Origin of the sequence: Haloarcula sp. JP-L23 (assembly GCF_011602445.1) — an archaeon.
Lineage (GTDB): Archaea > Halobacteriota > Halobacteria > Halobacteriales > Haloarculaceae > Haloarcula > Haloarcula pellucida.
The window spans coordinates 3,344,188-3,363,036 of sequence record NZ_CP050014.1 but is presented as its reverse complement, the minus strand read 5'-3'; the positions used below and the strand labels follow the sequence as shown (position 1 = coordinate 3,363,036).

21 protein-coding genes are annotated in these 18,849 nt (G+C 65.9%); 13 read left to right on the top strand and 8 right to left on the bottom strand.

What is annotated here, in order from left to right:
* Window positions 1-127: 127 nt before the first annotated feature.
* Complete coding sequence (locus G9465_RS17645) at window positions 128-1,204, top strand: archaeosine biosynthesis radical SAM protein RaSEA (protein ID WP_166972398.1); 1,077 nt, start codon at window positions 128-130, stop codon at window positions 1,202-1,204.
* 50 nt (window positions 1,205-1,254) lie between these two features.
* A complete protein-coding gene (locus tag G9465_RS17640; protein ID WP_166972396.1) occupies window positions 1,255-1,617 on the top strand; it encodes a hypothetical protein in 363 nt (120 codons plus the stop codon).
* Window positions 1,618-1,651: 34 nt separating this feature from the next.
* Here the strand turns inward: G9465_RS17640 and G9465_RS17635 are convergent, their stop codons facing one another.
* Window positions 1,652-1,954 (bottom strand): hypothetical protein, encoded by a 303-nt coding sequence (locus G9465_RS17635; RefSeq protein ID WP_166972394.1) that lies wholly within the window; start codon window positions 1,952-1,954, stop codon window positions 1,652-1,654.
* A gap of 240 nt (window positions 1,955-2,194) precedes the next feature.
* On the opposite strand from G9465_RS17635, the gene G9465_RS17630 reads away from it, so the two are divergent.
* Window positions 2,195-2,740 (top strand): hypothetical protein, encoded by a 546-nt coding sequence (locus G9465_RS17630; protein ID WP_166972392.1) that lies wholly within the window; start codon window positions 2,195-2,197, stop codon window positions 2,738-2,740.
* Here G9465_RS17630 and purQ read toward each other — a convergent pair.
* Genes purQ through G9465_RS17610 form a run of 4 tightly spaced genes read right to left on the bottom strand, consistent with a single transcriptional unit; the run spans window position 2,737 to window position 5,240 of the window.
* Window positions 2,737-3,411 (bottom strand): phosphoribosylformylglycinamidine synthase I, encoded by a 675-nt coding sequence (gene purQ / locus G9465_RS17625; protein ID WP_166972390.1) that lies wholly within the window; start codon window positions 3,409-3,411, stop codon window positions 2,737-2,739. The two genes, G9465_RS17630 and purQ, sit on opposite strands and share 4 nt — an antisense overlap.
* Window positions 3,408-3,662 (bottom strand): phosphoribosylformylglycinamidine synthase subunit PurS, encoded by a 255-nt coding sequence (gene purS / locus G9465_RS17620; RefSeq protein WP_166972388.1) that lies wholly within the window; start codon window positions 3,660-3,662, stop codon window positions 3,408-3,410. The genes purQ and purS overlap by 4 nt, the downstream gene beginning before the upstream one ends.
* 38 nt (window positions 3,663-3,700) lie before the next feature.
* The gene (locus tag G9465_RS17615; protein ID WP_166972386.1) at window positions 3,701-4,357 is read right to left on the bottom strand and encodes a hypothetical protein; all 657 of its coding nucleotides are present in this window, start codon (window positions 4,355-4,357) and stop codon (window positions 3,701-3,703) included.
* 1 nt (window position 4,358) lies between these two features.
* Window positions 4,359-5,240 carry a GAF domain-containing protein gene (locus G9465_RS17610; RefSeq protein WP_227015602.1) on the bottom strand — a complete coding sequence of 294 codons (882 nt, stop codon included), beginning with the start codon at window positions 5,238-5,240 and terminating at the stop codon, window positions 4,359-4,361.
* 123 nt (window positions 5,241-5,363) lie between these two features.
* On the opposite strand from G9465_RS17610, the gene G9465_RS17605 reads away from it, so the two are divergent.
* Window positions 5,364-6,344, top strand: coding sequence for a formyltetrahydrofolate deformylase (locus G9465_RS17605; RefSeq protein ID WP_166972384.1), 981 nt, complete (start codon window positions 5,364-5,366; stop codon window positions 6,342-6,344).
* 119 nt (window positions 6,345-6,463) lie between these two features.
* Here the strand turns inward: G9465_RS17605 and G9465_RS17600 are convergent, their stop codons facing one another.
* The 3 genes from G9465_RS17600 to G9465_RS17590 all read right to left on the bottom strand — a co-directional run bounded on the left by G9465_RS17600 (window position 6,464) and on the right by G9465_RS17590 (window position 9,063).
* Complete coding sequence (locus tag G9465_RS17600) at window positions 6,464-6,637, bottom strand: hypothetical protein (protein ID WP_166966300.1); 174 nt, start codon at window positions 6,635-6,637, stop codon at window positions 6,464-6,466.
* An 86-nt stretch (window positions 6,638-6,723) separates the two neighbouring features.
* Entirely contained in the window at window positions 6,724-8,511 is a 1,788-nt protein-coding gene (locus G9465_RS17595; RefSeq protein WP_227015600.1) for a hypothetical protein, read from the bottom strand.
* Window positions 8,512-8,640: 129 nt separating this feature from the next.
* Entirely contained in the window at window positions 8,641-9,063 is a 423-nt protein-coding gene (locus G9465_RS17590; RefSeq protein ID WP_166972382.1) for a type IV pilin, read from the bottom strand.
* Window positions 9,064-9,523: 460 nt separating this feature from the next.
* Between G9465_RS17590 and G9465_RS17585 the strand changes: the two genes are divergently transcribed.
* From G9465_RS17585 to G9465_RS17545, 9 genes are all read left to right on the top strand, one after another.
* Window positions 9,524-10,147 (top strand): transcriptional regulator, encoded by a 624-nt coding sequence (locus G9465_RS17585; protein ID WP_166972380.1) that lies wholly within the window; start codon window positions 9,524-9,526, stop codon window positions 10,145-10,147.
* Between the two features lie 441 nt (window positions 10,148-10,588).
* Complete coding sequence (locus G9465_RS17580) at window positions 10,589-13,207, top strand: type II/IV secretion system ATPase subunit (protein ID WP_227015599.1); 2,619 nt, start codon at window positions 10,589-10,591, stop codon at window positions 13,205-13,207.
* 6 nt (window positions 13,208-13,213) lie between these two features.
* Complete coding sequence (locus G9465_RS17575) at window positions 13,214-13,549, top strand: 50S ribosomal protein P1 (protein ID WP_166972378.1); 336 nt, start codon at window positions 13,214-13,216, stop codon at window positions 13,547-13,549.
* Window positions 13,550-15,583, top strand: coding sequence for a type II secretion system F family protein (locus G9465_RS17570; protein WP_166972376.1), 2,034 nt, complete (start codon window positions 13,550-13,552; stop codon window positions 15,581-15,583). It begins immediately after the preceding gene.
* A 1-nt stretch (window position 15,584) separates the two neighbouring features.
* The gene (locus G9465_RS17565; RefSeq protein WP_166972374.1) at window positions 15,585-16,109 is read left to right on the top strand and encodes a hypothetical protein; all 525 of its coding nucleotides are present in this window, start codon (window positions 15,585-15,587) and stop codon (window positions 16,107-16,109) included.
* A 2-nt stretch (window positions 16,110-16,111) separates the two neighbouring features.
* Window positions 16,112-16,705: a hypothetical protein gene (locus G9465_RS17560; protein ID WP_166972372.1), complete on the top strand. Its 594-nt coding sequence runs from the start codon at window positions 16,112-16,114 to the stop codon at window positions 16,703-16,705.
* A complete protein-coding gene (locus G9465_RS17555; RefSeq protein ID WP_166972370.1) occupies window positions 16,693-17,673 on the top strand; it encodes a hypothetical protein in 981 nt (326 codons plus the stop codon). Before G9465_RS17560 ends, G9465_RS17555 begins: the two co-directional genes overlap by 13 nt.
* Window positions 17,660-18,124, top strand: coding sequence for a hypothetical protein (locus G9465_RS17550; RefSeq protein ID WP_166972368.1), 465 nt, complete (start codon window positions 17,660-17,662; stop codon window positions 18,122-18,124). Before G9465_RS17555 ends, G9465_RS17550 begins: the two co-directional genes overlap by 14 nt.
* On the top strand, window positions 18,121-18,846 hold the full coding sequence (locus G9465_RS17545) for a hypothetical protein (RefSeq protein WP_166972366.1): 726 nt from the start codon (window positions 18,121-18,123) through the stop codon (window positions 18,844-18,846). Before G9465_RS17550 ends, G9465_RS17545 begins: the two co-directional genes overlap by 4 nt.
* The last annotated feature ends 3 nt before the right edge of the window (window positions 18,847-18,849 follow it).

Sequence of the window (18,849 nt, the reverse complement as noted above, 5' to 3'; positions counted from 1 at the left end):
AGCCCCGTCCGTCAATCGGACGGGCGCTCCCACTCAGATGTCCAGACCGATTAGAGACAGTTCCTCTACTGGCGGCCGCAGTGAGAGGTCGAAGCGGATTTACGCGCTCGTCGGCTACCCCGGCACAATGAGCAAGCCCAGTCCCGACGTCTACGAGCAGGGCAAGGGCATGGACGCCCACAACGCGGTGATGCGTGACATCCGGGCGCGCAACGACTCGACCTACGACCCCCGGGAACCCACTCGCGTCTGGCTAGACGAGGACAACACGCCCGACGGCGTGTATCAGAGCCTGACAATCATCCTCAACACCGGCGGCTGTCGGTGGGCCCGCGCCGGCGGGTGTACGATGTGCGGGTACGTCGCCGAGTCCGTCGAGGGCGGCAGCGTCGCCCACGAGGACCTGATGGCACAGGTTCGGCACTGTCTGGACCACGAGGCCGAGGAGGCCGACGAGAAATCCGGCCTCATCAAGATTTACACCTCCGGGAGTTTCCTCGACGAGCGCGAAGTCCCCGCCGAGACGCGGCAGGCCATCGCCGAGACGTTCGCGGACCGCGAGCGCATCGTCGTCGAGTCCCTGCCGGACTTCGTCGAGGAAGACCGCGTTAGCGATTTCGTCGACGTGGGACTACAGACGGACGTGGCCGTCGGCCTCGAAACCGCGACCGACCGCGTGCGCCACGACTGCGTGAACAAGTACTTCGACTTCGCGGACTTCGAGGACGCCTGCGTCGAGGCCGAGGACGCCGGTGCCGGTATCAAGGCGTATCTCCTGATGAAACCGGTCTTCCTCTCCGAGAGCGAGGCCGTCGAGGACATGAAACGCTCCGTCCGCCGCTGTGCGGCCGTCGACGGCTGTCACACCGTCTCGATGAACCCCTGTAACGTCCAGCGCTACACGATGGTCGAGGAACTGTACCACGACGGCGGCTACCGCCCGCCGTGGCTCTGGTCCGTCGCCGACGTACTCGAATCGACCGCCGAGGAGGACGTCATCGTCGTCTCCGACCCCGTCGGCCACGGCAGCGACCGCGGGCCGCACAACTGCGGCGAGTGCGACGACCGGGTCCAGCGCGCCATCAAGGACTTCGACCTGCGGCAGGACCCGAGCGTCTTCGAACAGGTCGAGTGTGAGTGCAAAGCGACGTGGGACGCGGTCATCGAACGCGAGAAGAGCTACTCGATGCCGCTGACGCGGTAAGTTTCCCGGTCGCACGTACGTTTATATCGGATTTCGCCCAACCAGCCGACGTGCACTATCGGACACCGCTCGCCGCGGTCGGTGGAGCCGTCACGACCTTCCTGCTAGTGGCTGTGACCGTCATCGAACTCGTGAACGTCGAATTCTCCGCACTCGTCGCGCTCCCGCTCGGCCTCCTCGCCGGTCTCGGGACGCTCATGGCAGTGGCGCTCAACCTCGCGGACCTGTCGCCGGAGCGCCGTCGCCTGCTGTTCGCCTACGCCGCGTTCGGCCCGGCGGTGCTGCTGGTACTCGCGCTCTCGTACGTGAACGTCGGCCGGTCGCTGTTAACCGCCGAGGTGGCCGTCGGCGTCGGACTGCTCGCTACTGCCGTCGTATACGTCTCACTGTGGCGTCGCGAGAGCGCCGCGTAGACGGCGGCGTCGGGACCGCAGGAGTCGGGCAGTCTCAGAGTACGTCGTCCGGGTCGTGTTTCGCCTGCATGCGCTCGGCTTCCCCGGCGTAGCGCTCGCGCGTCTCGGCGTCGTCGACGCGCCCGAGGTTGTCCGGGTCGACGGCCATCGAGACGGGCGTCTCGCGGTGGTCGCCGGTGTAGGAGGTCAGCGCTCGCTCCTTGCGGAAGTCACGCTCGCCGTCCGGCGTGGCGTACGTGAGGATGATGAGGTTCTGTTCGTCGTCGGAGTAGGTCCGTTCGACCAGCCAGACCCGGACGGACTCGTCGTCGGCAGCGGTGGTCTCGTCTGTGCGCATACTGTCGGGTAGGAACCGACAGGAAAAGAGTGTGGTGCCTGTTCTCACGCACCGAGACGACCAGTTTCACTTTCACTCCGGTAGGCTGGCGTTTTTACGTCCGGGGGCTATACTGATTCATAGGGGCCGCGGACAATGTCACACGCTCCACTGGCCCCGCTCCATTCCTATCCCCTTTGGACCACACTCCGATAGCAGTCAGACAGAAGGTTGTTACTGGACGGGAGTGACGACGCCGGTATGCGCCGCCCGCCTGCACTCGCCCTCCTCCTGAGCGTCGCCCTCGTCGCCGTCGGCGGGGCCGCCGTCGCCGGCGTCGGCCCCGCCGTCGCCGGCGTCGGCCCGTTCCAGACGCCGCCGGACGTTCGGGTCACAGACGACCACCCGTCTGAGCCCGTCCTTCGGCCGTTCGAGTACGACGGCCGGTCGGCACAGCCAATCGACTACGTTCACGTCGGAACCCCGTCCGACGGCCGCCCGAAGCCGGTCGGCTTCGTCGTCGTGAACGCCGGCCCGGCCCGAGAGGTTCCGATGTCTGTCGGCCACTCGCCGACGGAGACAAACATCGTCGACCGGACGGTGACGATGCCCGAGAACACGACCGTCGTCTTCCTGTTCCACGAGGCCGCTACCTATCGAGTGACTGTTCAGACGGAGCGGGGGGTCAGCGAGTACGGAGTCGAGCCATCGGATTTCGACTGTAACGAGCGGTCCTACGGCGTTCGAGTCGAGGCTGGAGGGCAGACACTCCTGACGCAGAAAGCGACGACGATGGCCTGCGGTTAGTCGGCGAAGCCCTGCAGAACGGGCTTGCCGTCGGTGCGGCCCAAATCGTCGAGCGACGCGCGTTCGGGGTGGGGCATCATGACGGCGACGTGGTCGGCCTCGCCGGTGACGCCCGCGACGGCGTGTTTCGAGCCGTTGGGGTTGGCCTCCGGAGTCACGTTGCCGTCCTCGTCGCAGTACTTGAAGATGATGCGGTCGTCGGCTTCGAGTTCGTCGAGACGCTCGTCGGTTATCTCGTAGCGGCCCTCGCCGTGAGCGATGGGGAGTTCGACGACGTCGCCCTCCTCGTAGTGGCGGGTCCACGGCGTGTCGGCGTTCTCGACGCGGAGGTGGACGTGTTCACACTGGAAGCGCGCGCTCTCGTTGGTGGTGAACACGCCGGGCGTGAGCGAGGACTCACAGCCGATTTGTGCGCCGTTGCACACCCCGAGGACGGGCGTCCCGTCGTCGGCGGCGTCGCGCACCTCCTCCATGATGGGCGAGCGAGCGGCCATCGCGCCGGCACGGAGGTAGTCCCCGTAGGAGAACCCACCGGGGAGCATGATGCCGTCGACGTCCTCGGGCAGGCCGTCCTCGTGCCAGACGAGTTCGGCGTCGAAGCCCAGCGATTCGAGGGCTTGTACGGAGTCGCGGTCGCAGTTCGACCCCCCGAACTGGATGACGGCGATCATTCCCGTTCGGCGACCTCCACGTCGTAGTCGTGGATGGTCGGGTTCGCGAGGAGGCGTTCGGCCATCTCCTCGGCGCGCTCGGCGGCGTCCTCGGCGGACTCGGCGTCGAGGTCGATCTCGAATCGGTCGGCCGAGCGGAGGTCCGACAGTTCGAAGCCGAGGCGTTCGAGCTGGCGCTGGGTCGTCTCGGCCTCGGGGTCTAAGACGCCGCGCTTCAGGCGAACGGTGACGGTCGCGGTGAAGGCAGTCATTACTGAGAGCGCGGCGGGGGGCGGAGAAAACGCTTGTGTTATCGGAGCGCAGGCACCGCCGTCCACTCCCGTGGCTGGTCGGGGAGGCCCCGCACCCGGATGTCGACGCCGGCGTCGGCATCGCGCACCTCGATGCGGGCGTCGAACGACTGGGCGATACTGCCGACCACCCGGTCCTCGTGGGCCTCGGGGTCGATGGCACAGACGCCCAGTCCGTCCGCGGTCCGGATTCGGCTGGAGACGGTGTTGATGAAGCGAAACACCGGCCGCACGTCGTCGCTGTAGACGAGCAGCGGCGTCAGCGTGTAGATGCCGGTCCGCACCGCGTCGTAACCCCGGGCGTAGACGGACTCGTACTGGCCGGCGTACTCGATGCCGATGCCGGTGAGGTCGGCCGGCGTCCCGACGGCCGAGACGAACTCGCCGAGGTCGTCGCCGTCGTCCTGTGCGCAGTCGACGACCCGGACTCGCTCGCCGGGGGCGCTCCCGCCGAGGCGCTCGAAGTCGGACAGCGTCTCGCGGGCGCTCGTATCCGCCGTGATGATGACGACAGCGTCCTCGCCGAGTAGGAGTCGGAGCAGCAACTCTCGGGTCCCCCCCAGCGCCGGCCCCGTCACGAGCAGGTTCGTCCCTGTCTCGACCGGTTCCAGCGGGAGGTTCTCGAACTCGTAGACTGCGTCGCCTTGCAGTGACATCTCACTCACGCTCCTCGCCGAGTCGGCGGCGCAACTGGAGTTGCTCCTCGACCTCGTCGGCGAACCGCCGGAGGTCGTCCAGTTCCGCCCGAGTGTACGAGCGTGGCTCGCCGTCGATACAGCAGACCGCGCCCAGCGCGTTCCCCTCGTCGTCGGTGATGCGGGCGCCGGCGTACGACCGGATGTGCAGTTCGTCCAGTCGGTCGACTTCGGCAAAGCGGGGGTCTTCGTGGGTGTCCTCGACGACCATCTCATCGTCCGTGAGGATAGTGTGGGTGCAGATGGTGTCCTCCCGCGCCAGCGTTCGCCAGTTGGCCCCCGTACAGGCGACGAACCGCTCGTCGTGTTCGTCGACGAGGCCGACGAAGGCCACGTCGATGTCGAAGTGAGTCGTCATCAGTGCCGTCAGGCGGTCGAACGTCGCCTCGGCCGACAGCGAGTCCACGTCGTACGCCCGGACCGCCGCCAGTCGCTCGGTCTCGTTCTCGGGGAGCGGATAGGCCGCCTGTGTCACCTCGGCGGTGGCCCCCTCGACGACGTCGACGAGGCGGTCACGGGCGTCCGGGACCGACCGCGGGACGTACTCTACGACCTGATCTCGACCGCCACGCGGCAACTCGGAGAGCGGTTGCGAGGTGAAGAGGACACAGGCACAGTCCGGGTGCCGGTCACGGACCGCAGCCACCACGTCGAACCCGTCGCCGTCGGGGAACTTGAAGGCGGTCACGACACAGTCGATGTCACCGCCGAGCGCGGCCTCGACGGTGTCGACGGACGATGCGGTGACGACGTCGAAGCCGGCCGATTCGAGCGCGGTGGCCGTCGCCGAGCGGTGTTCTTCGTCGGCGTCGGCACAGACCACAGTCGACAACTCACGTCTCACGTGCCCCACCTATGGCCGGAACAACTAAGCTATACCGCCACAGGAGGGGAAAACGAAGGCTTTTGCATCGCGCACATCGAACCCACTGGCAATGAACCACGGTACCGTCCGGAGGTGGCAGGCATGACACACGGTCTCACTGAGATAACGGTCGTCGGCGACGACGACACGGGTCTCATCGCCGAGGTCACCTCGCTGCTGTTCGAACGTGGCATCAACATCGAGGACCTGGACCAGGCGGTCCGTGACGGGGTCTTCCGGATGACGATGCACGTCGACACCGGCGACATGGTGACGACGGAGGCGAAACTCCGAGAAGACCTCACCGAACTGGGCGAGGAACTGGGCGTCGACGTGCAGGTCCGGTTTCCCGCCGACCGCGAGACCCAGTCCATCGCCGTCCTCGTCACCAAGGAATCGCACTGTCTGGAGGCGCTGTTCGAGGCGTGGGCAAACGGCGACCTCGGCGCGGACATCGAGGTGGTCATCGGCAACCACGACGACCTCGAACCGCTGGCCCGGAAGTACGACGTCCCGTTCCACGACATCGGCGACGAGAAGGGCACGCCCGACGAGGAGAAACTGCTCGAACTGCTCGCGGAGTACGACGCCGACCTCATCGCGCTGGCCCGCTACATGCGCATCCTCTCGCCGGACGTCGTCTTCCGCTACGAGAGTCGCATCATCAACGTCCACCCGAGCCTCCTTCCGGCGTTCCCCGGCGCGTCGGCGTACATGCAGGCCATCGAGGAGGGGGTCCGCATCGCCGGCGTCACGGCCCACTACGTGACGACCGACCTCGATCAGGGCCCCATCATCACCCAGCGGGCGTTCAACGTCCCCGACGACGCCACCGAGGAGGAACTGCAGGAACTCGGCCAGCCACTCGAAGCCGAGGCGCTCATCGAGGCCATCAAACTCCACCTCAACGACGACGTCACGGTCCACCGCGGCCGGACGAAACTGCGGGACCCCGAGGAGACCGACGTGCAACTGGGCGCGCCGGCGGCGCTGGACGAAGAGAACCCGGACCGACCCATCGACGGCCTCGGCGAGTTCGTCGCCGGGGACGACTCGGAACCGGAGGCCGAAGCGGACGACTAAGCCGCGCGAGCATCCGCGGATGCCCGGTACGGACGAACGACTGGCCTGCGCCGTACGTGGCGAGACTCACGGAATAGCGAGCACCGAGCCGCGAGGCGCTGCAAAACCGATTTCGCTGCTCACATCTCGTACCGGGTGATGTGGTCGGACGCACAGTGTGGACACTCCGCGACGTGGCCCTCGACAGAGGCGCCACAGCGCCGGCACTCGTGGACCACTGTCGTCGTCTCGCCACAGCGGTCACACGTCGCGGTGTCGACGCCGACGTACGCGGCGAACCGCTCGACGAGCATCACTGCTCGTCCCCTCCCTCAATCCGTCTGGCCGACCCGCCGTCGACCGTCGTTCGGACCGCTCCCGTACTGAGTCCCCACATCGGTTATCCCTCCGACTCCACCTGCACGCGGTGGACCGTGACGTACAGTTGCTCTAGCTCCGAGAACGGCGAGCGTATCCGGGTCTTCCCCTTGAGGCCGTAGTCGTAGTGGGCGGCCCCGTACTGGCCGACGGTGAGGTTCCCGGTCACGGCGAGGCCGTACAGGTCGCCCTGCTTGATGTAGACGTAGCCGCTCCCGTTGGTCCCGGCGGGGGCGTAGACGAGGCCGTCGAACGTCGCCTTCTTGCTGTTCGACCCGGCGATAGTCGCGTTGAAATCCCGAGTGCCGTACACTCTGAAGCTTCGCGAGTCCTCGCCGGGCACGTGGACGGCGCTTTTCTTCCCGACGTGGAAGTTGACCGATTTGCTCCCCAGTCCCGTCGGGGAGACGGTCGTGTCGTTCTCGCCGGCGACGACGAAACGGGCGATGCCGTCACCCTCGACGGTGATGTTGCCACCCTGCTCCAGTTTCACGTAGTCGCGAACGACGACCGTCACGTCGCCGTCGGTGGTGTTCAGCGTCATCGACTCGCCGTCCAGCGTGACGTTGTGGACGTAGTATCGGCCCGCGTCGAGTTCGGTGGACGAACCGGTCGTCGTGAGTTGGTCGTCGGTGATGGCCGACGTTTCGTCGTTGTCGTTTTCGTCTTTGACCTGCTCGGCGTACGTCGCGACGAACGTGTCGATGGGCATGACCGACCGCACGCCGTCGATTCGCTCGACGTCGCCGGCGACTTTCGACTTCTCGGTGCTGTCCGGTTCGGGAGCCTTCGTCCAGTAGGCGCTCCCGTTGATCTCCGTACTGCCCTGCAGGTTGACCGTCCCGCCCGACTTGACGTCGCCGTCGACGAGTGAGTCCCCCGTGGCCGTGACGTCGCCAGCCGACTGTATCAGCCCGTTCGCCGAGTTGGTCTGTGAGTAGTTCCCCGCCGACGAGTCGTAGCTATTGACGTAGGCACCGGTCCCCGCGACGGCCAGTTCGCCCGTACTCGACGTCGCGATGATGCCCGCGTCGAAGGTCGTGTGGCCCGGCAGGACGACGAACGTGGCGGTCACGCGTTCGCTCGCGTGGTCGTAGGTCACGATGGCGTCCGTCTCGTCCTCGAAGTAGCGCCCCCACGCGTCGTAGTACGCGCTCTGGACCGTCACCGTCACCGACCCGCTGTCGGGCGGGTTCGAGAACCCGGCCGTTCGGTTCGGATACTGCTGGGTCAGCGGGCCGTCGGGCCGACTGTCGAGACGGCTCGTTAGCCCCGTCTCACCGTCGATGGAGACGACCGGGAGCGTCAGGGTCCGGTCGCGGTAGTGGAACTCGGGCCGGGAGAGCATCACCGACCCGTCGCCGTCACTCCGCCAGACGCCGCCGCCCTGTGACGCGACGGTCGTCTCGGCCTGTCTGTACTCGACCGTGCCGAGCGACTCGTTGACGACGACGGTCCGCGCGCTCGTCTCGTTGTCGACCGCGACGCGAATCCAGCCCGTATCGTAGTACCGCACCTCGCCGTCGTTGGCACGCAGGCCGAGGTCGGTGGTCGCTCGGGACTGTCCGAACGCGACGGCGCTCACGTCGGTATCGAACGCCGCGAGCGCGTGTTCCGCCGCCCCTATCTCCGCTCTGTCGCGCGTCTCGACGATAGCCGTGGTGCCGCTGGCGACGAGGACGGACAGACTCAAGACGACGATTACCAACAGCAAGACGACGGCGATGACCTCCGATTGGCCGCGCGTGGTCGTCCGGCCGCCGCTCGTGGCGGCCGTCTCGTCGGATCGTTGGGTCGTATCTGCGTTCATGGTGTATCTTGTCGTGTCCTGTCGCGTGTGTCGCCGTCCCCTGTGCCCGGAGTTATCCGTCACCGACGACGGATACCGAACGCCGAGCGGGGACCAGGACGGAATGTTACTACGCCTGTGCGCGTGCGGTCACGGTGCCGTCGACGTGGCTATGACCGCGCTCTTGTCGCTGTTCGGGTCGTTGTAGACGACCTTGATCGTCGCACCCGACGTGACGCTCGTGCCGCTGGTCAGGGTATCGCCTGCTGTAATTTCGGAACCTGAAGCTGGGTCCACGAGGACACTGCCGTCTTCTTTCACTTCCAGATTCCCAGTTTTCAGCGTGTCGCCGCCGTCGTGCGTTATCGTCATCGTTGCGGGACTCACGCTGGTGTCGTACTCGAACGAGAAGCTCGCCTGTGGTGTCGAGTTCGTCGAGCTGCCCAGTCCGATGACGAACGATCCGATGACGGCCGCGAGGATGACCGTGATTGCGACCATCAGCACGACGCCGATAACCGGCGAGACGGCGTCGTCGCTTTCAATCAGTTCTTTGATGTTTCGTAGTTGCATGGTTCTGTGGCGGATGGTCCATGAGTACGATTCGGCAGTCGCGTCGACATATCACGTCGTCCAACACTGGTCTCGTCGGTGGTACACTCACCCCGCCCGCGACGTCGCGGGCGAGCAGTGCGGTACCGCGTCCCGTCTCCCCACCGTGCCGACTCCCTTGCACTCTCGACCATCGCTGCACCTCATCCAACCGCTCATGGTGATATTGTTATTGGATAAATACCAGATTACCAGCCATACTCCAGTTGAAACGACCCGCTACTGTTCAACACAGTTCAGCGTCGTTCAGGTTAGTAGCCCGTTTATTCCCACCCCTCGTCTGTCGTATGGGGGGTGTAACAACGTGCGTGCTGGCGAAAGCCGACACAACGATGGAACAACTCGGTACAGATCCGTCGATTGGTGACAGACCGCGCGCACGGGCGTACGAGAGCGCGTGCGACGACCAGCAGGTGGGACGATGACTCGCCTCCTCCGCACGGGCATCGACGTGCTGGACCGGAAACTGAACGGGGGCGTGCCGCCGGGGAGCCTCGCGCTGCTCTCTGCGGACCCCGCGAGCCAGTCCGAGCAGTTCCTCTACGAGTTGACCACCCCGCGCCAGACAGTATACGTCACGACGGCACGGTCACAACGGGCGATTCGGGTCGCGATGGAGAACGCTGGCGGGACGCTCGATACCACTGACGTGTACGCAATCGGCGAGCGACCGCTGAAAGAGACCTATCAGGTCATCTGCGATAGCCCGGCCCAGTCGACTATCGTCGTCGACACCGTCGATATGCTCGAAACGGGGAACACACAGGAGTTCCTCCACTTTCTCAACGACGTCCGCGACGAGCTATCGGAGAAAGGGAGCTTCGCGGTCATGCACGGCCTCGACGGCCGGCAGGTCCCCGTCCAGCGCGACGTCACCGAGTACCTCGCGGACATCATCTTCGAACTCTCGACGGAGGTCCGGGGCGAGAGCATCGAGAACCGCCTCATCGTGCCGAAGTTCAGGGGCGGTGCGCCGTTCGACGAGACGGTGAAACTCGAACTGACACAAGAAGTCGCCATCGACACCAGCCGGGACATCGCCTGACACCCGACTGCACGCTCGTTTCTCTCCGCACAACGACTGGTTACCGTCCGAGCGCCGCACGCGTTTCGCGACGGTGTATCAGATATCTGATGGTCGGCGGCGACGTCGCTCGACGTCGAGATAACGCAGTGCCTTCGATCGCTGACGGCCGTTCTCACCGCGAATATCGGGGTAGACGCTCGCTAGTACGCCACGAGGCCGTCCCGAATGCGGTGTCGTCCGTACCGCTCGCCGCGGTATACACTTTCTACTTTCAGGTAAACCACACATTACCAACAGGGAGTAGGTGTGTGGTGATACCCAGCCACATGCGCTCCGGCGTCGCCGGGTCAGGCACCGGTTTATCGGTGGCCGGCACCGCCGAGGGCCGTGTGTTGGGACCACAATGAGTGAACACAGCTATCCGAACGGTGGGGGCTCGCAACGGCGAGGTGATGGGCCGTGACGTCCGAGTCCGGACCGTCCACAGACGACGACCAGCAGGACCGCCCGGTCGCGGTCGGCACGTACACCTGGGACGACCTACTGGCCGAGATGGGGTACAGCGCGGACATCGAGCGGACCGTCGAGACGGACCACTCCGACACCGACGGTAGCGGTGTCCTCGGGACCTTCGGCAAGACGGAGACGGCGGAGACGCCGGTCCGGACGCGAGACTGGAGCGCGACCGAGTTCTCGCCGACGGACTATCTCGGGTGTCACCCCGACGAGTTCCCGGCACGCGTCGGTCACGCGAAGGGGAACGCCCGACTGCTCTACGAACGGTACGCCGAGTGGATTGCGGCCACGCCGGTCACGAAAGACGCGTACACGTGGGAACACTTCAAGTGGGAGCACTACTACGACGAGGACGGTCACCCGCCCGAAGACGGAGACGGGAGTACCGAGCCGTTCGACCCGGCATCGTTCCTCGGGTTCCCGCCAGCGGAGATCGAAGACCGACTCACCCGAGCCAGCGACTTCGCCGAGGTGCTCGACGAGATCGTCGACCGGCGAACGGTCAACGTTAACCCCGAAATCGACGAGGACGCGTTCTTCTCGACCCACGGCGGTCTGACGACGCTCGCCAACCGCTACGATCTGGAGAAGACGGTGTCGATGGACAAGAAGCGCCACTTCGTCGAGATGGAGCGCTACTGGGTGAACAAGCCCTACGCGTTCGTCGTCGTCTTCCACTCCATCAAGGAGAACGAGAAGAAGTACTGCGTCGTCGAGCCGTACATGAACGACATCGAGGCGCGGGTCAAGGAGTACCTGACCGGCCGCCTCAGGACGGCGGTGAAGTACTCCGACGAGGACGCGCTCATCGACGGGAACGAGGCCGACAGGGCCGAGGTCATCCAGTCGGAGACGCTCCGCCTCTTAGACCAGTACGACCTCCGCGAGGGCGTCACTGACGACAGCGTCGTCGGACAGTTCAAGGACCTGTTCGGTGTCGACGAGGCCGAAGAGCGCCCCGACCGGGAGCTACAGGGTCTCGCGGCGCGGCCGGAACCGGCGGTCATCGAGGAGGACGCCGGGACGCTGACGGAAGCACAGGTCGAACGGCTCCTGTACGAACTCGAACGTGACTTTCTGGGGTACGAGCGCATCGACGCCATCAAACACGACATCAACGTCGAGGATATCTCGTGTGACGGCTACGACTCGCCGGTCTTCGTCTACCACACGGAGTACGAGAACGTCATCACGAACGTCACGCACGACGAGACGGGACTGGACAACTTCGTCGTCAAACTCGCCCAGCGCTCGGGGAAAGGCATCTCGAAGCGGCGACCGCAGGTCGACGCGACGCTACCCGACGGCTCTCGCGCCCAGTTGACGCTGGGCCGAGAGGTGTCGGATCACGGGACCAACTACACCATCCGGCAGTTCAAGGACGTCCCCTTCACGCCTATCGACCTCATCAACTGGAACACGTTCTCGCTGGAGGAGATGGCGTTTCTCTGGCTCGCCATCGAGAACAACCGGAGCCTCATCTTCGCGGGCGGCACTGCCTCGGGGAAGACGACGAGTCTGAACGCCGTCTCGCTGTTCATCCCCTCGAACTCGAAAATCGTCTCCATCGAGGACACCCGCGAAGTCGAGTTGCCCCAGCGCAACTGGGTCGCGAGCGTCACTCGCCCCTCGTTCGGCGAGGACGACGTGGGCGACGTCGACGAGTTCGACCTGCTGGAAGCGGCGCTCCGCCAGCGCCCCGAGTTCATCGTCATGGGCGAGGTCCGCGGCGAGGAAGGCCGCACCCTGTTCCAGATCATGTCGACGGGACACACGACGCTGACGACGTTCCACGCTGACTCCGTCGGCGAGGTGCTGAAGCGGTTCACGACGGACCCCATCAACGTCTCGAAGACGATGTTCACGGGTCTCGATTTGGTCTCTATCCAGACCCAGACCCGGGTGCAGGGCCGTAAGGTCCGGCGGAACAAGACCATTACCGAAGTCAACCACTACGACGCCGAGAACGACGAGATAAACATCCGCGACATCTTCGAGTGGCAACCGGAGAGCGACGAGTTCCTGCAACTCGGTCGGTCGAACACTCTACAGGAGATACAGTTCGACCGTGGCTGGGACCGCGACCGCCTCGAAGACGAGCTGTTCAAGCGGAAGGTCGTGCTGGCGTACCTCGTCGAAAACGACCGCAACGACTACGCCGAGGTCGCGGCGACGCTGCAGGCGTTCATCAACGACCCCGAAGCGATTCTCGCACTGCTGGCCCGGGGGGAACTCGGAGAGAGCCTCTCGGACCTCCGTGAGATGGAGAGCGTCGAGATCGACATCGACCCGGAGAAGGAGGCGGTCGTCCCCCGGCCCGACCCGGACCCGGAGACGAGACAGGTTGCGAAAGAGATTCTCGACACCGCCGACGGGACGCTGTTCGAGGAGTACCGCGACCGCGACGCGTTCTCGCTGATGGACGCGCTCCCGGAACACGCGCGGGCGAAGGGCGCCGAGATACGGAGCGGATTGGCGGCCGACGGGATGGGGACGGCCCCGCTGGCCGACCCCGTGGTCGTGGAACAGGGCGACGAACAGACCGACGACGACACGGAGTGAGACACCATGGAATACGTTTACGCAGCACTCATCCTGCACGAGACCGGCGCGGAGATCAACGAATCGAACCTGACCGCAGTCCTCGAATCGGCGGAGGCAGACGCCACCACGTCACGAATCAAGGCCGTCGTCGCCGCGCTCGAAGACGTCGACCTCGCCGCGACGAAAGCCCAGACGATGGCGACGGGCGGGGCCGCCCCCGCGGTGCGCGAGGCGGTGCCGGACGACGGGGAGGCAGCCGACTCCGGTTCGCTCGATACGCTGTTCGAGGACTCGGACGAGGCCGACGGCACGGACGACGCCGGCGAGGACACGGCATCCGACGACGAGACGGGGGCATAGATGAGTACCGAGACCGGTGACCAGCCGACGGTCCGAACGTTCGAGGGGAGCGCGGACAGGCTCGGGAACGCGTTCTATCCGGTCTACGACTACGTGTTCGAGGACGACGACCCGTTCGTCGCGACCGTCGAGCGGAAACTCGCCGAGGCCCGGATGCCCGTGACCGTCGAGATGTACCTCTCGCGTGCCGTCGGTGTCGGTCTCGTCACGGGTGTCGTCCTCTGGTTCGTCGGCATCTTCCTCGGGTACCTGCTCGCCACCGTCGGCGTCCTGTCCGGCCCGTTACTGGGCGTCCCGCTCCCGGAGAACAGCGTCATCGTCACGCTCGTCCGGACGCTTCGCGTCCCGTTCCTCGTGGTCGTCCTCGGGTTCGTCCTCGGTGGCCTCGGGTTCGCGCTCGGCTTCGGGGGCTTTCTCGCGATTCCGTACTCGCGTGCGAGCGCCCGTCGTCGGGAGATCAACATGCTCCTCTCGGACTCGGTGTCGTTCATGTACGCCCTCTCCATCGGCGGGCTCAACCAACTGGAACTGCTGGAGGCGATGGCGAAGGCCGAAGACACCTACGGAGAGGTGTCACAGGAGTTCCAGGCCATCGTCCAGGAGACGAACTCACTCGACACCGACTACCGGACGGCGATTCGCCACCAGCTAGAGCAGACGCCGAGCGACGAACTCAGGGAGTTCCTCGTCGACATGCTCGCGGTCATCAACAGCGGTGGCGACATGACCGGGTTCCTCGACGACAAGAAGCACAAGTACATGCGGGCGGCCAAACAGCAGCAACAGCAGACGCTCGACGTCCTCGAACTGCTCGGGGAGATGTACATCACGCTCTCGCTGTTTCCGCTGCTGCTCGTCATCATCCTCGTCATCATGAACATGCTCGGGAACGCCTCGCAGATGATGCTCTACGTCACCGTCTACGGGCTGATTCCGCTCATCGCTGCCGCCTTCCTCGTCCTCGTCACGACGGTCAAGCAGGACGAGTTCGGCGACGGGATCATCCGCCCGCGTGAGCGCAGCGAGTGGCTCGAAACGCAGAGCAAGAGCGGACTCCGTGACCTCGGGTTCATCACCGCCTTCAGCGGCACCTACCACATCTTCGACCGCATCGAGCGCAAGAAGGGGCTACAGGAGACGGTCGACCTGTTGCGGAACCCGCACCTGTTCTTCCGGGACAACCCGCTCTACACGCTCGCGCTCTCTGTGCCTGCCTCGATTTCGCTCGTCGTCGCGGCGGCCCTCTCCGGGGCCGTGCCGCTCTCGTGGGACGGCGTCGTCGCGCAACCGGTGTGGGCGACGTTCGTCTACTGCTACGTACCGCTGTTCCTCGTCGTGACGCCGCTCGCTGTGTTCCACGAGTGGGACCGCCGCTCCCGTCGTGCGCTGCTCGGGAACCTCTCGGACAACCTCCTGAAACTCTCGACGGTCAACGACACCGGGGCGACGACGCTCGAATCCATCAGGACCGTCTCGGAGACGTCCTCAGACAAACTCGCCGACGAGTTCCGAATCATCTACCGCAAAGTCAACTACGGGATGAGCCTCAAGGAGTCGCTCATCGAGTTCAACAACAAGTACCGGATTCCACGACTCGCGCGAACGGTGAAGCTCATCACGAAGGCACAGGAGGCGTCGAGCCACATCTCCGAGGTGCTGTCGACGGCCGCGAAGGCAAGCGAGGTGCAGGACGATCTGGCGCGAGAACGCCGGTCCCGGACGCTGATGCAGGTCGCCATCGTCCTGATGACGTACGTCACCCTGCTGGGCGTGATGGCGCTGCTGAAAGTCCAGTTCATCGACGTCATGGCGGAGTTCAGCACCGGGCAGGCCAGCGGGGCCGGCGCGGGGATGGCTTTCGGCGGCGTCGACGCCGACCTGCTCTCGCTCATGTTCTTCCACGCCGTGACGATACAGGCCATTTCGGCGGGACTCATCGCGGGCTACCTGCGGGACGCGAGCCTCCGCGCTGGCGCGAAGTTCATCGTGGTCCTCCTGACGATTTCGCTCGTCGTCTGGATGGTGGTGGGGTGAGATGGTGCCAACGTCGACGCGGGGGCAGATGCCCATCGACTTCCTGACGGGGATGGCAGTGTTCTTCGTCGTCGTCGGGTTCGTCCTCCTGTTCGTCCCGGACCTGCTCACGCCGACAGAGGGCGGACAGGAGACGGCACTGGTCGCCGACAGGGTCGGGACCCAACTCGTCGAGTTCCACCTCGGGCGGCCCGGGTCGTCGACGCTCTCGACCTGTGCCTTCTGGTTTTTCAACCAGAGCGGCGCGAACCCGTGTGCCACCTTCGATACGAGCGCGACACTCACCGACCAGGTCGGTATCGACGATAGCTACGGCGTGAACGTGACGCTCCGACGGGACGTCGGCGGTGACTCGACGCGAGAGATACTGTGTGCCGACAGCGGGAGCGTCGTCCCGTGTTCGAGCGGCGGGTCGCAGTTGGCAGTCGGGCCGCCGCCCTCCGCCAGCGACGCGTCGGTCGCCACGGCACGGCGGCACGTCTCGCTCGACGACACGGACGCGGTGTTACAGGTGGAGGTGTGGTGACGATGTCGACCCGCGCGCAGGCGTACACGCTCGAAGCGTTCGTCGCCGCACTGCTCCTCCTCGGTGCCGTCGTCTTCGCGCTTCAGGCGACGGCCGTGACGCCACAGACAGCGAGTACGGCGAGCGAGGCCCAGCAGCGCCAACTCGAACGCGTCGGGAGCGGCGTGTTGGACGCCGCCGCCGAGGACGGGTCGCTCCGCCGGACGGTGCTGTACTGGAACAACTCGACCGGGACGTTCCACGGCCTCGAACCGTACGAGTCGGCCTACAGCAACGGTACGCTACCGACCGACTTCGGGGACCGACTCGACCGCAGCGTCGGTGACGACGGCGTGGCCTACAACGTCAACGTCCAGTACCGCGACGCAACGGGGGAGACGGAGACGAAACGGGTCGTCGATAGCGGGACCCCGAGCGACGACGCCGTCAGGGTCGCCGCCTTGCTCACGCTGTACGACGACGACGTGCTGTATACGGCTTCGGAGGCGCCGACCGAACAAACGCTGGTGAACGCGTCCTTCTATGCACCCGACAGCGCTCCCGACAGCGGCGTCTACAACGTAGTCACGGTGGAGGTGGTGCTGTGGTCGACCTGACGGGCCCCGAACGAGCGGACCGCGGACAGGTGTTGCTCGTGACGACGTTCGGCATCGCCGTCCTGTTCGTGGTGCTCGCGCTGGCGTTGAACGCCTCTGCGTACTCCCAGACGATGGCCGCGAGCCACGGCGACGACGGCCGGGACGCCGTCGGGTTCGCCGACGCGGCCGTCGAGGGCGTCGACGGAACGCTCGCGTACGTCAACCGCCACAACGACACGGACTACACGACCCTGCAGACCGAACTGGACGAGGGCGTCGCCGACTGGAGCGACCACGCCGACGGCTACGCGGCCCGACGGGGGGCGCGAGCGACCGTTTCGGTCACCGGGACGACCAACGGGACCCGAATCATGCAGGCCAACGCGACGCGCACGATGACGAACGTGTCCGGGGCGGACAACTGGACGCTCGCCAGCGGCGCCTCCGGCACCCGCGACGCCCGACTGAACGTCTCCGAAAGCGCGCTCGTCGACTCGCCGGACGACACCAACGCGACCACGTTGCACGACGACCACGTGTTCCACCTCGACGTGACCGACGGGTCCGACGTGTGGCGACTGTTCGTCTACCAGAAAAGCGGCGACGTGGTCGTCAGGGTGCAGGACACGAGCGGGTCCTTGCAGTCTCCCTGTGCCGTTTCGGCGGGCGGCGACGGCTACGCTATCGTCGACCTCTCGAACGGGTCGGTCGAGGGCACCCACTGTCCGCAGGTCGCCGGGTTCGACGCCGTGGGGGGGTCCTACGACGTCGAGTATCACTGGGGGTCGAACGCCGCCGGCAACTACACCATGACCGTCGACCGGTCTCGCCCCTTCGTCGAGGACAGCGACTACGGGACGGCGGGCAGCGGCGACCCGCACGTGACCGAGCGCCTCTACAGCGCATCGGTTCGCGTCACGTACGAGACGCCACAGTCCTCGTACGTCACCGAAACGACGGTGTTGGCGGGTGATGCAGATGAATGACCGCGGGGCCTCGACAGCCGTCGGGTACGTCCTGACGCTGGGCATCACGCTGTTGCTCGTCGTCACCCTGCTCTCGGTGTCCGTCTCGCTCGTCGAGGACGAGCGCAGTAAGGCGGTCCACTCGGAACTGTCCGTCCTCGGGAACCGTCTCGCCGCGGAGTTGACCACGGCGGACAGCATGGTCCGCGCGGCGGACGCGCCGGGGACGGTCACCGTGCGAGCGACGCTTCCCGACCGCGTCGCGAACGGGCAGTACCGACTCAGCATCGACGAACGAGCGGCCACCGGGGCGTTCTATCGGTACCGCATCGTCCTCGTGAGCGACGTGGCCGACACCTCCGTCGCGGTCCACCTCAAGACCGGGACCGAAATCGCGGAGACGACCGTCGGCGGCGGGCCGGTCGTCGTGACCTACGACGACGGGACCGACACGCTGGAGGTGGACGCGTGACCGACCGCGCCCAGAGCACGACGGTCGGCTACGTCGTCATCTTCGGCACCGTCCTCGTGATGGTCGGCCTCGTCAGCGTCACCGGGTTCGCGGCTCTCGAAGACGTGCGGGACGAGGAACGGGTCACCAACGGCGTCCGGTCGTTCGAGGTGCTGGCGACCAACGTCGACGACGTGGCCACCGAAGGCGTTCCGAGTCGGACGACGACGGTGAAACTCGACGACGTTTCGCTGTCGGTCGGGCCGAGCGTGACGTTCGAGGTCCACGTCCCGGCCGACGGGTTTCGGAAGACAGTCGACACCCGTCCGCTCGTGCTGGACGCCAAGAGCGGGACGCGGGTCGTCTACTCGAACGGGGCCGTCCTCCGCGAGGACCGGGCCGGACAGGTGATGGCCAAACCGCCGCGACCGCTCGTCACGGCCGACTACGCGCGACTACACGTCGTTCGCACCCGACCGGTGGCGGCGACGTCGGTCGGCGGCCAGACCACGGCCAGCGTCCGGACGACCGCCAACGGGACCTCGGTCGCGTCGACCGGGACGGCGGGCGAGACCGTCTACCTCAACGTGACCTCGCCGCGGCACGAGGCGTGGGGCCGCTCCCTCGATAGCCACCCACAGATGAGTTGTGCGCCCGTCGGCGGCGAGACGGTCTCGTGCGTGCTGACGACCGACGAGACCACGGTGTCGGTGACGGACGTGGACGTGCGACTCGGCGACTGAGCC

What these genes read in the sequence shown, in the direction of transcription:
- purS (WP_166972388.1), bottom strand. Translation starts at nt 3,662, where the DNA reads ATGACTGCCTTCACCGCGACCGTCACCGTTCGCCTGAAGCGCGGCGTC.
- G9465_RS17615 (WP_166972386.1), bottom strand. Translation starts at nt 4,357, where the DNA reads ATGTCACTGCAAGGCGACGCAGTCTACGAGTTCGAGAACCTCCCGCTG.
- G9465_RS17645 (WP_166972398.1), top strand. Translation starts at nt 128, where the DNA reads ATGAGCAAGCCCAGTCCCGACGTCTACGAGCAGGGCAAGGGCATGGAC.
- G9465_RS17595 (WP_227015600.1), bottom strand. Translation starts at nt 8,511, where the DNA reads ATGAACGCAGATACGACCCAACGATCCGACGAGACGGCCGCCACGAGC.
- G9465_RS17575 (WP_166972378.1), top strand. Translation starts at nt 13,214, where the DNA reads ATGGAATACGTTTACGCAGCACTCATCCTGCACGAGACCGGCGCGGAG.
- G9465_RS17585 (WP_166972380.1), top strand. Translation starts at nt 9,524, where the DNA reads ATGACTCGCCTCCTCCGCACGGGCATCGACGTGCTGGACCGGAAACTG.
- G9465_RS17570 (WP_166972376.1), top strand. Translation starts at nt 13,550, where the DNA reads ATGAGTACCGAGACCGGTGACCAGCCGACGGTCCGAACGTTCGAGGGG.
- G9465_RS17590 (WP_166972382.1), bottom strand. Translation starts at nt 9,063, where the DNA reads ATGCAACTACGAAACATCAAAGAACTGATTGAAAGCGACGACGCCGTC.
- purQ (WP_166972390.1), bottom strand. Translation starts at nt 3,411, where the DNA reads ATGATCGCCGTCATCCAGTTCGGGGGGTCGAACTGCGACCGCGACTCC.
- G9465_RS17605 (WP_166972384.1), top strand. Translation starts at nt 5,364, where the DNA reads ATGACACACGGTCTCACTGAGATAACGGTCGTCGGCGACGACGACACG.
- G9465_RS17560 (WP_166972372.1), top strand. Translation starts at nt 16,112, where the DNA reads ATGTCGACCCGCGCGCAGGCGTACACGCTCGAAGCGTTCGTCGCCGCA.
- G9465_RS17550 (WP_166972368.1), top strand. Translation starts at nt 17,660, where the DNA reads ATGCAGATGAATGACCGCGGGGCCTCGACAGCCGTCGGGTACGTCCTG.
- G9465_RS17565 (WP_166972374.1), top strand. Translation starts at nt 15,585, where the DNA reads ATGGTGCCAACGTCGACGCGGGGGCAGATGCCCATCGACTTCCTGACG.
- G9465_RS17630 (WP_166972392.1), top strand. Translation starts at nt 2,195, where the DNA reads ATGCGCCGCCCGCCTGCACTCGCCCTCCTCCTGAGCGTCGCCCTCGTC.
- G9465_RS17635 (WP_166972394.1), bottom strand. Translation starts at nt 1,954, where the DNA reads ATGCGCACAGACGAGACCACCGCTGCCGACGACGAGTCCGTCCGGGTC.
- G9465_RS17600 (WP_166966300.1), bottom strand. Translation starts at nt 6,637, where the DNA reads ATGCTCGTCGAGCGGTTCGCCGCGTACGTCGGCGTCGACACCGCGACG.